We start from the raw sequence: 12,344 nt of genomic DNA on the forward strand, positions 1-12,344 counted from the left end.
GGGCGTTCAGTTCTTGTGCTTGCGGAACAGCACCCGGTCTTCCGGGCCAAAGCCGCGCCGCCAGATCACCAGGCCATAGACGCCCAGGATCGCCGGAATGCCCAGGCTGACCTCGATCCATTCCGGCAGCAGGCGCGCCAGCATGCCCACGCCCACCGCGGGCACTGCCGCCCACAGCAGCGCCCAGCGCCAGTTGCTGATTTTCTGGCCCAGGATGCTGCCCAAAAGGCGCGACTTGAGCAGCGAGGCGAGGCCCAGTGAAATGACCAGGGCCAGCGCGGCGCCCATCGCCTCAACCGTGCCGTCATAGCCCAGTTCGCGCGCGGCCACGATCAGGCCCACGGTCAGCCCGGCCTGCAGCGCGATCGTGCCCAGGCTGATCCACCAGTTGCGCAGCCGCGCCACATAGATCAGCGCCGCCTCGCTCACCACGGCAGGCGCTGCCACCACTTCTGCCGCCAGCAGCAGCGCGAGCGAGCCAGTGCCGGCCACGAAATTCGGCCCGAACAGGCCCATCACGCCCTTGCCCGGCAGGCCCAGCGCCAGGGCGATGCCGGCTTGCGCGGCGGTGATCCAGAAGCCCACCTGGCACACCTGGCGGGCGATCGCGCCCAGGTTGTTCTCGCGCAGGTTGCGGGTGATCACCGGGCCCAGGATCGGCTCGAAACTGGTCTTGAGCTTTTGCGGCAGCGTGGTGACCTGCTGCGCCACGTAATAGATGCCGACCACGGCGGCCGGCGCAAACGTGCCGAGGATGAACAGGTCAAGCTTGCGCGTGCCCCACTCCACCGCGTCGGCCCCGGCCAGCGGCAGGTTGCGGTTGGCCAGGCGCAGCAAGGCGCCCGGGCGCGGTGCCCACTGGCGGGGCAGGCCATAGCTTTTGACCAGGGGCACGAAAGCAGTGATCATCGCCGCCAGCATCGCCGCGGCATAGGCCAGGATCAGCCCGCTTTCGCGCAGTGGCAGCCACCAGGCGCCGGCCAGCCACAGGCCACCGGCGGCCAGCGATTGCGTCCACGGCTCCACCACGGCGCGGGCGCGCACGGTGGCGCCCACGTCAAAGCGATAGGCCAGCGCGGCCAATGCCACGTCGCCCAGCGCGCGCGGCAGGATCGCCATGGGCAGCAGGCGTTCCACCGGGGTATAGTCCCCGCTCGGGAACATCATGATCGGCACCAGCCACAGCAGCAGCCCGCAGAGCACCGACACCAGCGTGGTCAGCAGCAGGGCATCAGCCACGGTGGTGGCACTGGCGCGATCTTCCTTGGCCAGCTGCTGGGCCAGGCCGCGCTTTTGCCCGAGCGTGGCGAGCTGCGCCGCCAGTTCCACCACCAGCGTGGCCGAGGCATAGCGCCCGAGCGTGGCCGCGCCATAGAGGCGCCCAGCGATGAACAGGAACGGCACACTGGCCGCCAGGCGCAGCACGAAGCCAAAGAAATTGGTCCGCCCACCCTTGGCCAGCGCGGCAATATCGGCCTGTTCGGCCTGCGCGTCGGTCGGGTTTGCGGGAAGAGCCGGATCAGCCAAGCGGGCGTTCCGCACGCAAGGGCCGCGCCAGCAGGCTGGCGACGACATCCCGGGCAGGCGCCTGGCCACGCACCAGGGTAACGACCGCATCGACGAGCGGCATGGCAATTCCCTTCTGGCGGGCAAGATCGGCGAGCACGGGCGCGGTGTACGCCCCTTCGGCCACGGTGTTGCGGCCTGACAACGCCTCAGACGCGCTTTGGCCCTCGCCCAACGCCTTGCCCAGCGAAAAATTCCGGCTCGATGCCGATGAACAGGTCAGCACGAGATCGCCCAGACCCGATAGCCCGGCCAGCGTTTCGGCCTGCGCACCCATGGCCAGGCCAAAGCGCTGCATTTCGGCAAAGCCCCGGCTGATCAGCGCGGCACGGGCATTCTGCCCCAGGCCGAGCCCATCGACCACGCCACAAGCGATCGCCAGCACGTTCTTCACCGCGCCGCCGATTTCGGCACCGATCACATCGGCCGAATAATAGGGGCGGAACGTGGGCCGCGCCACGGCCGGGGCCAGGCGCTGCCACTGCGTTTCGCCGCCGGAACAGGCCAGCGTCACCGCCGTGGGCAGGCCGGCGGCTACCTCGTGGGCAAACGTCGGGCCAGAGAGTACCGCGACGTGCGCGGCAGGCACCGCAGCATGCGCCACTTCGGCCATCAGCCGGCCGCTGCCCGCCTCAATCCCCTTGGCGCACAGCACCAGATCGCCGGCATAATCGGGCAGGCCAGACAGCACCTGGCCCAGGAATTGCGCGGGGGTAACCCACAGCAGCACCGGCAGCGTGGCCATCGCGGCCAGATCGCTGGTGGCGGTGATCGTTTCGGCCAGTTCCGCGCCGGGCAGGTAGGTGGGGTTGCGGCGCTCGCGGTTGATCGTGGCGACCAAGCTTGCCTCGCGCGCCCACAGCGCCACGGGGCGTCCGTCGCTGGCCAGCATCTGCGCCAGGGCCGTGCCCCAGGCGCCAGCGCCGATCACGCCAATCGCCGGCGCGGTGCCAGGCGCCGCGATCATGCCTTGACCCCGGCGCCGCGCACGGGGGCGGCATTATCGTCAAGCGGCCAGCGCGGCCGGGCCGGCAGGTCGAGCGGATCGGCCTGCCCGAGGGCAAAGCGTTCTGCCCCCGCCCAGCCGATCATTGCGGCATTGTCGGTGCACAGCTTTACCGGCGGCGCTACCAGCGGCAGGCCGGCCTGCGCGGCCAGCCCTTCGAGCGCCGCGCGCAAGGCGGCATTGGCAGCAACCCCGCCGGCCACGACCAGCGCGGTCATCCCCGGCACGCACTGCGCCAGGGCGCCGCGCGTGCGATCGATCACGCAATCGATCGCCGCCTGCTGAAACGAGGCCGCCAGATCGGCCGGCGCAAAGGCGCCCGAATCGCGGGCGCGCAGCACCGCGCTTTTCAGGCCGGCAAACGAGAAATGCGGTTCGCCACTGCCCACCAGCGGGCGCGGCAGCGGCACAGCGCGGGGATCGCCCTCGCGCGCCAGGCGCTCCACCGCCGGGCCACCGGGATAGCCCAGGCCAAGCACCTTGGCCGTCTTGTCGAACGCCTCGCCCAGCGCATCATCGATCGTCGTCGCCAGGCGGCGATAGCGGCCCAGTCCCATGACTTCCAGGATCTGGCAATGCCCGCCCGAGACCAGCAGCAGGCAATAGGGATAGGCCAAGGTGGGCTCAGCCAGCCGCGGTGAGAGCGCGTGGCCTTCAAGATGATTGATGCCGATCAGTGGCTTGCCACTGGCCATGGCCAGCGCCTTGCCCGTCACCAGCCCGACCATGACCCCGCCGATCAGGCCCGGCCCGGCCGTGGCGGCAATGGCGTCCATGTCGTCCAGGGTGAGGCCGGAATCGGCCAGCGTGGCCGCCACCATCGGGGCGATAACATCGGCATGGGCACGGGCAGCAATTTCGGGCACAACCCCACCATAGGGCCGATGCGCGTCATCCTGCGAGGCGATGCGCTGGGCCACGATACGGGCGGCAAGCGTGGTGGCGCTGCCGTCGATAACGGCAACGGCGGTTTCGTCACACGAGGATTCTATGCCAAGGATCAGGGCCATGCGGAGCTTTCCCTTAGAGATAATCCCGTTTACGGCAAGCCACGCATGATCAACCCGTCTCACAACCCGTCGCAGGCGCCTGACAAACCATTGCGCCTTGGCACCCGCCGCTCGCCGCTGGCCATGGCCCAGGCCGAGGAAACCCGCGCGCGGCTGTGCGCGGCGCACGGCTGGCCCGAAAGCGCGGTGGAGCTGTGCCCGCAGGTGGCCAGTGGCGATCGCATCCAGGATCGCCCGCTGGCCGAAATCGGCGGCAAGGCGCTGTGGACCAAGGAACTCGACGCGGCGCTGCTGCACGGCGAGATCGATTTCGCGGTCCATTCGATGAAGGATGTGGAAACCATCCGCCCTGACGAGATCACAATCGCTGCCGTGCTGCCACGCGCCGATGTGCGCGATGTTTTGGTAGGCGCGGCCAGCATCGCCGCCATCCCGCCCGGCGCCAAGGTGGGCACCAGCGCGCCGCGCCGCGCCGCGCAGATGCTGCACGCCCGGCCTGATCTGGAAATCGTGTCGTTTCGCGGCAACGTCGCCACGCGCCTCGCCAAGCTGCAGGTGGGTGAGGCTGATGTCACGCTGCTGGCGGCGGCGGGGTTGCAACGCCTGGGCGAAACCGGCGTGGGCCATGTGCTGCCGGCTGAGGAATGGTTGCCCGCCCCGGCGCAAGGCGCGATCGGCATCGAATGCCTGGCCGCGCGCGAGGACGTGCGCGCGCTGCTCGCCGCGATCGACCATGGCCCGACCCATGCCGCGATCCGCGCCGAACGCGCGCTGCTGACCGGCCTTGGCGGCACGTGCCACAGCCCGATCGCGGTACTGACCACGGCCGAGGGCGATGACCTGGTGCTGCGCGCCGCGCTGTTCAGCCCCGATGGCGCGCTGCGCGTGGAAGACAGCGCGCGCTTCGCCGCCAGCGACACCGCCACGCCGCTCGAACTCGCCCGCCGCCTGCTGGCCAGCGCGCCCGAGGGCATCGCCGCCTTTTTCCACGGCGGCTGATGCGCCCGCTGCTGGTCCTGCGGCCGCAGCCCGGCAATGCCGCGAGCGTGGCCGCTGCCCAGGCGCTGGGCCTGGCGGCACTGGGCGCGCCGCTGTTTGCGATGCAGGCGGTGGCGTGGCAAGCGCCCGATCCGGCCGGCTATGCCGCGATCCTGGCGGGCAGCGCCAATCTCTTTCGCCTGGGCGGGCCAGACCTGGCCGCCCTTCGCGCCCTGCCGGTGCTGGCCGTTGGCGCGGAAACCGCGCGCGAAGCGCAAGGCGCCGGCTTTGCCGTGGCACAAACCGGCGAAGGCGGCTTGGCCGACGTGGCGCGGGGCTTGGCGCCAGGGCGCTATCTGCGGCTGTCGGGCGCCGACCCGGTGCCGCTCGCCCTGCCCGAGGGCGTGGCGGTGGATACCCTCACGCTCTATGCCGCGCAGCCGTTGCCCCTGGCGCCGGCCGCGCAGGACATGCTGCGCAGCCCTTGCGTGGTGGCGCTGCATTCGGGCGAAGCGGCGCGCCATTTTGCCGAGGAGTGCGGCCGGCTGGGCCTGGCGCGCGGCCATGTGGGCCTGGCCTGCCTCGCCCCGCGAATCGCGCAGATGGCCGGCACCGGCTGGCAAGCCGTTGAAATTTCCGCAATGCGGCGCGATCAACCATTGCTGGCGCTGGCCCGGCAAATGTGCCAGAACCTGTGACTTCGGGGCCACGAACAAGCGAAAAAGATTGATGCAGGATACGCCATACGCACAAACAAATCCGCCGCGCCGCCGTGGCGGGGGACGGTTGCTGGTGGGGTTGGTGCTGATCGTGATCCTCGCCCTGGGCGGCGCAGGCGCCTGGCTCGCCGCGCGCGAAGGCTGGCTGCGGCTTGACCTGGGCCCGATGGCCAGTTCCAGTGGCGATGTACCCGCCGCCGTCGCCTCCGAAGCGGTCGTGGCCGCTGCCAGCAGCGCGGCGAGCGATGCCGTGCTCGCCAGCACATCGGCCAAGGTTTCCGCGCTGGAGCAGCGCCTGGCCGAACTGAACCAGCAGGCCAATGCCGCCGCCGGCCAGGCCAGCCGCGCCGAAGCGCTGCTGGTGGCCTTTGCCGCGCGCCGCGCCATCGAGCGCGGCCAGCCGCTGGGCATCCTGGAAAATCAGCTGCGCGTGCGCTTTGGCGCCAGCCAGCCGGGCGCGGTGGACCGCGTGATAGCCGCCGCCGCCCACCCGGTCACGCTGGGCAACCTGTCGGAAGAGCTGGCGGGGATCGAGCCGCAGCTGATGGGCAAGACCCCGCGCGGCAATACCTGGGACTGGATTTCGGGCCAGATCGCCGGCCTGTTCGTGATCCGCCACGACGAAGGCCCCAACGCCACGCCCGAGGCGCGGGCCGATCATGCCCGCCTGGCGCTGGCCGGTGGCCGCGTCGACGCTGCGATCAGCGACGTGGAGCGCATGCCGGGCAAGGATGCCGCCACCGAATGGCTGGCCCACGCCCGCGACTGGGTGGCTGCGCAGCATGCGCTGGACCAGTTGGAAACCGCCGCGATGGTGCTGCCCGCGCCGCAGCCCTTGCCGCCGGTGGCAGCCCCTGCCGGCCAGGCCCCGGCGCAAGCCGCGCCGCAGCCCACGCCAACGCCCAGCCCAGCACCGCAGGCCGCGCAGACCGACACCGCCGCCTGAGCGGCGCGGCGCCGGCAGCGCTGATCAGACGATCAGCGCGCCGGTCAGGTCGCCCGGCGGCGGTCCGCCTGCGGCGATCATCGCCTTGTCCCGCTCGACCAGGCCCGGCAGGGTCTTGAGGCCAAAGCGCCGCACCAGGAAGCGCGCGATCGAGCCGGTATCATAGACAGTGTGATCGACGTGGCCGCGCCGCGCGTGGGGCGAGACGATCAGCGCGGGAATACGCGTCCCCGGCCCCCAGCGATCGCCCTTGGGCGGAGCGACATGGTCCCACCAGCCGCCGTTTTCATCGAAGGTGATGATAACCAGCATCTTGTCCCACTGCGGCGAGCGGCGCAGCGCATCGACAACCCCGGCGATATGGCGATCGCCGGCATCCACGTCGGAATAGCCGGCGTGCATGTTGAGGTTGCCCTGCGGCTTGTAGAACGTGACGGCCGGCAGCTTGCCCGCCGCGGCATCGGCCAGAAACAGGTTGGTGCGCGCGGTTTCGCCCATGCCGCCATCGCGCAGATGGCGTTCGCGCGCCGCCGTGCCCGGCGCCAGGTTGGCGAAATAGTTGAGCGGCTGGTGATGCGGCTGGAAATTGGGGCGGGAGGGAAACGCCGCGCTATTGGCGCGCCCTGCCATCGCCTCGTCCCAGCCACCGGCGTACCACGCCCACTCCACGCCGGCTTCGGTCAGCCGATCGCCGATATGGGCATGGGTCTGCGGCGGCAGGGTCTGCGAAGTGACCAGGGCCATCCCCGGCCGGGCCGGATCGGCCTGGTAGGTGGGCAGATAGGGCGGCAGCATGGTGTTGACCGCGCGGTGATCGGGCGTGATCGAATCGGCAACAAAGCGCACCGGGCCATCCATCGCGCTGGCTGGCGTACCGGGCTTGAGCAGCGGGCGCGGCGGATCGCTGTAGGCCGGATCAAGCTTGACCACGCGGTCTTTCGCCGGGCTCTTGTCAGCGTCCGGGTAATAGGGCGGCGTGGCGGCAACCAGGTATTGGTGGTTGAGGAACGAGCCGCCGAAAGCGCCCATGAAGAAATTGTCGCATAGGGTGAATTCGCGCGCCACCTGCCACAGCCGCAGGTTGGCCCGCACATCGCCATAATGGCCCATGACCAAAGCGCCGCTATCGCCCCAAGCGACGAAGCCATCGTTGCGCCCGCCGTTGATCTGCCACTGGTTGTTGTAGAAGCTGTGGATCAGGTCACGCGTCACCACGCCATGGGGCAGCGGATCGCCTTCGGGCGTCTTGAGCGCAAAGGGCGCATTGGGCAGGCCGGTGATGGCGTCTTCGTCGATATGGAACTCGGCGTGCTCCACCACCTGCTTGTCAGGCACCATGCCTTCCCAGACCTTGGGCAGGGTTTCGAGCACGCGGCCATCGCGATCGCGCTGCCGGGCCCGCTCGGCCGGCACGGCGGAAAGCGGCTGCTGCAGCCCCGGAAAATCGGGGAAGAGATTGTTGAAGCTGCGGTTTTCGGCATAGATCACCACGACCGTATCGATCTTGGCGCGCAGCGCGGCATCAACCTTGGCGCGGCTTCCGGCCCCGGCGCGCGGGGCGGCAGCCGCGGCATCAACCCCGGCGGCAGCGCCGGTAATGGCAAGCCCGGCCAAAAGGCTGCGGCGATCGAGGGCGGGGCCGGCGGGCTTGTCGGATTGGTCGCTCATGCTGGGCTTTGTTCCATTGGGGGGAAGGAATCGGCCGCTGGAATAGAGACTTGGGCAGCGTCTGTCCAAGCATAGCTTGGGGCCAGGTTTCCACCACCCCCAAACCCCCTCCTCTGAAGAGGAGGGGGTATAAGATATTGTAATTCCTCCCCCCTACTCTTTAGAGGAACGGGTCGGGGGGTGGTGGAAGCCGCGCGCTCACTTCACCACATCGCCGCCCTTGATCACGTGATCGACATGCTCCAGCACCGAAATGTCGGCCAGGGGATCACCCTTGACCGCGATCATGTCGGCATAGTGGCCGGGCGACAGCGCGCCCACGTCCTTGCTCCAGCCGAGCAGATCGGCCGAAACCGTGGTGGCGGCCTGGATCGCCTGCATCGGGGTCATGCCATAGCGGACCATGTACTTGAACTGGCGAGCGTTGAGGCCGTGGGGATAGACCCCGGCATCGGTGCCGAACGACAGCTTGACCCCGGCCTTGACCGCCTTGGCAAAGCCATCGCGCTGGGCCTGCGTGGTATCGTCGTTCTTGCGCAGCATGTCGGCCGGCCAGTGGTGGGCCCGGCCATAGTCGGCGATATAGTCGCCATCGTAGATATCCATGTCGAGCCACACGCCCTTGGCCTTGGCCATGGCAATGCCCTCGTCATCGATCAGGCTGGCATGCTCGATCGCCTTGACCCCGGCGCGCATGGCCGCCTTGATGCCGGTGGCACCGTGGGCATGGGCGGTAACCCACGATCCGCGTGCCTTGGCCACGGTGACGGCAGCGCGCATCTCGTCCTCGCTCAGTTCCTGCTGGCCCGGCTCCGTCCCCTGGGCGAGCACCGCACCCGTCGCGATCAGCTTGATCGAATCCGCGCCATGCTGGAACAGCGCGTTGACCTTGCGCGTGGTATCGGCGGCATCGGCCACCACGCCGGCGCGCATGTCGGCCGGCACTTCGACATCGGGGGCAAAGCCGGTCACTTCGCCGCCGCCGCCGGGAATCGTCACATAGGCGCCCACCGCGCTGATGCGCGGGCCGATCACATCGCCGCGGTTGATCGCATTGCGCAGTTCCACATCGGCATAGGCGCGAAAATTGCCGCAATTGTGCACCGTGGTGAAGCCGGCCATCAGCGTGGTGCGGGCATTGCGCGCGCCGACATAGGCAATTTCCATGGCCGAATGCAGCAGCGGTTCGGCGACGTTTTCCGACTGGTCCATGTCAGCCAGGTGCACGTGCATGTCGATCAGGCCGGGCAGCACGGTATAGCCGCTCCAGTCGATCACCCGCGCGCCTGCCGGGATCGCCGCCGCGCCGGGGCCATCGGCAGTGATCGCTGCCACCCGGCCCTGCTCCACCCGGATCAGGCGGCCGGTCAGAACCTGGCCGCTTTCCGGATCGATCAGGCGCCCGGCGCGCACATAAACGGTGCTGTCTGGGACGGTGCTATCCGGTGCCGCTTGCGCCAGCGCGGGAGTGGCAGAGGCGCAAAGCGCGGCGAGCAGAAGCGAGCGGACGAGCATGGTCTGTGCCTAGCGCCTCTGGCATCGCAGCGGGAGTGCCTTTCGCCTTAGGTCTTACGGAAAACCTGGATCAGACGGCCATTGGCATTGGGGCCGAAATCGGGCGCCTTGATCGATGGCGGAATGGGAAAGGTCAGCGTGGCGACGAACACGGATTCGCGCAGCCAGGCATACTTGGCGCCCGGCACTTCGAAGGTCGGCAGCAGGCGATACTTCTGCTCGGTATAGCCCAGGCCCTTGTTGTGGATGATGATCTGCTGCCCATCATCGGTTTTCAGGCGATAGAGCGCATCGACCACCACCACGCCATCGGGGCGCACCACCGGGAAATCGCCGCCGCCGGGGATCACCGTTCCCTTGATCCCCCGGCCCTGGAACACGCCGCCGATGATCGGCCAGACATCGTTGCGATAGCCGTCTGACGCCACCTGGTCCTGGGCGCTGCCCATGTATTCGGGCTGCGAACAGAACGGCAGGATATCCATCACCCATTCCAGGCCGACCTTGTCATAGATCGGCGGCACGCCGCCCGGTGGCAGCGGCGGGGCCGATGGTTCGTGGCCGGCCACGCCCGCCGGCACCGGCAAGGGCGCGGGCGGCACCACGGGGGCAGCCAGCGCGCGCGTGGCCGCAGCCGCCAGCGGCAGGCAGGCACCGATCGCACCCAGGGCATTGCGGCGGGAAAGCGTCATCATGATCCTCCTTGGCCTGCGATCCCCACAGGCCTTGGGCTAAGTGGTGCACGCATGGACGCTGCCTGCGCACCTTCCATTTGGGAGATGCGCGGCGGATTGTTTCGATGTTGCGACACCCGGCACACGGCACGTGCGTGCAAGCGCGCCCGGCCATCTCGCGCCTGCGGCATGGTAGACTTATATCCAACTGGCACAGAGGCGCCCAAGCGGCTAGCGTGAGGCAAGCATCACGTCGCCCGCACAGCGCACGACAAACACATCGAGAGGGTTCCGCATATGGCCGAAGCCATTTATCCCGTTCCCGCCGACTGGGCCCAGAACGCCCTGATCGACGAAGCGCGCTATCTGGAAATGCACCGTCGCTCGGTAGAGGAACCCGATGCGTTCTGGGCGGAGGAAGCGCAGCGGATCGACTGGATCAAGCCGTTCACCAAAGTGAAGAACACGAGTTTCCACGAGGAAGATTTCGGCATTCGCTGGTTCGAGGACGGCACGCTCAACCTTTCGGCCAATTGCCTCGATCGCCACCTGGCAGAGCGCGGCGATACCGTGGCGATCCTGTGGGAGCCCGACAGCCCGACCGATGCATCGCGCGCGATCACCTATCGCGAACTGCACGCCGATGTGTGCCGCCTGGCCAACCTGCTCAAGGCGCGCGGGGTCAAGGCCGGTGACCGGGTGACGATCTACCTGCCGATGGTGCCCGAAGCCGCCATGGCGATGCTGGCCTGCGCGCGGATCGGCGCGATCCATTCGATCGTCTTTGCCGGCTTTTCGCCCGATGCTCTGGCCGGGCGGATCGAGGATTGCGACAGCCGCGTGGTGCTGACCGCCGATGAAGGCCTGCGCGGCGGCAAGCGCGTGCCGCTCAAGAAGAACGTCGACGAAGCGCTGACGCATTGCCCTGCGGTCGATACCGTAGTGGTCCTGGCCCGCACCGGCGCCGATGTGCCAATGCAGGAAGGCCGCGATCTGCCCTGGGCACAGGCCGTGGCAGAGCAGAGCGCGGATTGCGCGCCGGTGGAAATGAACGCGGAAGATCCGCTGTTCATCCTCTATACCTCCGGCTCCACCGGCAAGCCCAAGGGCGTGCTGCACACCACCGGCGGCTATGCCGTGTGGGCCGCGATGACGCACCAGTACGTGTTCGACTATCGCCCGGGCCAAATCTATTGGTGCGCGGCCGATATCGGCTGGGTCACCGGCCATTCCTATGTCGTCTATGGCCCGCTGGCCAATGGCGCCACCACGGTGATGTTCGAAGGCGTGCCCAACTTTCCCGATCCCAGCCGGTTCTGGCAGGTGGTGGACAAGTTCGGCGTGGAAATCTTCTATGGCGCCCCCACTGCCCTACGCGCCCTGATGCGCGAGGGCGATGACTGGGTGCACAAGACCAGCCGCAAGTCGCTGCGCCTGCTGGGTTCGGTGGGCGAGCCGATCAACCCCGAAGCCTGGGAATGGTATCACAAGGTGGTGGGTGAAGGCCGCTGCCCGATTGTCGACACCTGGTGGCAGACCGAGACCGGCGGCGCGATGATCACCCCCCTGCCCGGCGCCACGGCATTGAAGCCGGGCTCTGCCAGCAAGCCGATGTTCGGCGTGCAGCCCGCCCTGCTCGACAACGATGGCCAGGTACTGGACGGCGCCACCGACGGCTGCCTGGTGATCGGCGATAGCTGGCCGGGCCAGATGCGCACGGTGTGGGGCGATCACGAGCGCTTTTTCCAGACCTATTTCACCACGTTCAAGGGCTGGTACTTCACCGGCGACGGCTGCCGCCGCGATGAGGATGGCTATTACTGGATCACCGGCCGCATCGACGACGTGATCAACGTATCGGGCCATCGCATGGGCACGGCCGAGATCGAAAGCGCGCTGGTGGCCCATGCCAAGGTGGCCGAAGCCGCCGTGGTGGGCATGCCGCACGCCATCAAGGGCCAGGGCATCTATGCCTATGTCACCTGCAATGCCGAAGTGGAGCCCGACGAGGCGCTGCGCCGCGAACTGGTGGCCTGGGTGCGGCACGAGATCGGCCCGATCGCCACGCCCGACGTGATCCAGTTCGCCCCCGGCCTGCCCAAGACGCGTTCGGGCAAGATCATGCGCCGCATCCTGCGCAAGATCGCCGAGAATGACCTGGGCTCGCTGGGCGATACCTCCACGCTGGCCGATCCTTCGGTGGTGGACAACCTCATCGCCAATCGCCCGGTGCTGGCCACGGCCTAAGCCCGCCGGTTAGCG

Annotated in this window: 10 protein-coding genes; 4 read left to right on the forward strand and 6 right to left on the reverse strand. The window is 68.5% G+C overall.

All coding sequences use genetic code 11. The annotated features are described in order from the left end of the window. Nucleotides 1-6: 6 nt before the first annotated feature. From IP65_RS03655 to tsaD, 3 genes are read right to left on the reverse strand one after another with little or no spacing between them, the layout of a single operon-like run. Nucleotides 7-1,527 carry a lipopolysaccharide biosynthesis protein gene (locus tag IP65_RS03655; protein ID WP_054130783.1) on the reverse strand — a complete coding sequence of 507 codons (1,521 nt, stop codon included), beginning with the start codon at nt 1,525-1,527 and terminating at the stop codon, nt 7-9. Further along, the gene (locus IP65_RS03660) at nt 1,520-2,533 is read right to left on the reverse strand and encodes an NAD(P)H-dependent glycerol-3-phosphate dehydrogenase (protein ID WP_054130784.1); all 1,014 of its coding nucleotides are present in this window, start codon (nt 2,531-2,533) and stop codon (nt 1,520-1,522) included. Before IP65_RS03660 ends, IP65_RS03655 begins: the two co-directional genes overlap by 8 nt. Continuing rightward, a complete protein-coding gene (gene tsaD / locus IP65_RS03665; protein ID WP_054130785.1) occupies nt 2,530-3,582 on the reverse strand; it encodes a tRNA (adenosine(37)-N6)-threonylcarbamoyltransferase complex transferase subunit TsaD in 1,053 nt (350 codons plus the stop codon). Before tsaD ends, IP65_RS03660 begins: the two co-directional genes overlap by 4 nt. A 45-nt stretch (nt 3,583-3,627) precedes the next feature. On the opposite strand from tsaD, the gene hemC reads away from it, so the two are divergent. From hemC to IP65_RS03680, 3 genes are all read left to right on the forward strand, one after another. Beyond that, entirely contained in the window at nt 3,628-4,581 is a 954-nt protein-coding gene (hemC, locus tag IP65_RS03670; RefSeq protein WP_082349736.1) for a hydroxymethylbilane synthase, read from the forward strand. Then, entirely contained in the window at nt 4,581-5,258 is a 678-nt protein-coding gene (locus IP65_RS03675; RefSeq protein WP_054130786.1) for a uroporphyrinogen-III synthase, read from the forward strand. Before hemC ends, IP65_RS03675 begins: the two co-directional genes overlap by 1 nt. 94 nt (nt 5,259-5,352) lie before the next feature. Beyond that, complete coding sequence (locus IP65_RS03680; RefSeq protein WP_231627536.1) at nt 5,353-6,225, forward strand: hypothetical protein; 873 nt, start codon at nt 5,353-5,355, stop codon at nt 6,223-6,225. 24 nt (nt 6,226-6,249) lie between these two features. On the opposite strand, the gene acpA is transcribed toward IP65_RS03680, so the two are convergent. The 3 genes from acpA to IP65_RS03695 all read right to left on the reverse strand — a co-directional run bounded on the left by acpA (nt 6,250) and on the right by IP65_RS03695 (nt 10,103). Next, complete coding sequence (gene acpA, locus IP65_RS03685) at nt 6,250-7,893, reverse strand: acid phosphatase (RefSeq protein WP_054130787.1); 1,644 nt, start codon at nt 7,891-7,893, stop codon at nt 6,250-6,252. A 198-nt stretch (nt 7,894-8,091) separates the two neighbouring features. Further along, a complete protein-coding gene (locus tag IP65_RS03690) occupies nt 8,092-9,408 on the reverse strand; it encodes an amidohydrolase family protein (RefSeq protein ID WP_054130788.1) in 1,317 nt (438 codons plus the stop codon). Between the two features lie 47 nt (nt 9,409-9,455). Continuing rightward, nucleotides 9,456-10,103, reverse strand: a complete 648-nt coding sequence (locus IP65_RS03695) for a DUF3237 family protein (protein ID WP_082349737.1) — start codon at nt 10,101-10,103, stop codon at nt 9,456-9,458. A gap of 276 nt (nt 10,104-10,379) precedes the next feature. On the opposite strand from IP65_RS03695, the gene acs reads away from it, so the two are divergent. Beyond that, a complete protein-coding gene (gene acs, locus IP65_RS03700; protein ID WP_054130790.1) occupies nt 10,380-12,329 on the forward strand; it encodes an acetate--CoA ligase in 1,950 nt (649 codons plus the stop codon). Nucleotides 12,330-12,344 lie beyond the last annotated feature (15 nt).

Source organism: Novosphingobium sp. AAP1, assembly GCF_001295765.1.
Classification (GTDB): domain Bacteria; phylum Pseudomonadota; class Alphaproteobacteria; order Sphingomonadales; family Sphingomonadaceae; genus Novosphingobium; species Novosphingobium capsulatum.

Coding starts and splice junctions, on each gene's coding strand:
- IP65_RS03690 (WP_054130788.1), bottom strand. CDS start 9,408: ATGCTCGTCCGCTCGCTTCTGCTCGCCGCGCTTTGCGCCTCTGCCACT.
- IP65_RS03675 (WP_054130786.1), top strand. CDS start 4,581: ATGCGCCCGCTGCTGGTCCTGCGGCCGCAGCCCGGCAATGCCGCGAGC.
- IP65_RS03660 (WP_054130784.1), bottom strand. CDS start 2,533: ATGATCGCGGCGCCTGGCACCGCGCCGGCGATTGGCGTGATCGGCGCT.
- tsaD (WP_054130785.1), bottom strand. CDS start 3,582: ATGGCCCTGATCCTTGGCATAGAATCCTCGTGTGACGAAACCGCCGTT.
- IP65_RS03695 (WP_082349737.1), bottom strand. CDS start 10,103: ATGATGACGCTTTCCCGCCGCAATGCCCTGGGTGCGATCGGTGCCTGC.
- acpA (WP_054130787.1), bottom strand. CDS start 7,893: ATGAGCGACCAATCCGACAAGCCCGCCGGCCCCGCCCTCGATCGCCGC.
- acs (WP_054130790.1), top strand. CDS start 10,380: ATGGCCGAAGCCATTTATCCCGTTCCCGCCGACTGGGCCCAGAACGCC.
- hemC (WP_082349736.1), top strand. CDS start 3,628: ATGATCAACCCGTCTCACAACCCGTCGCAGGCGCCTGACAAACCATTG.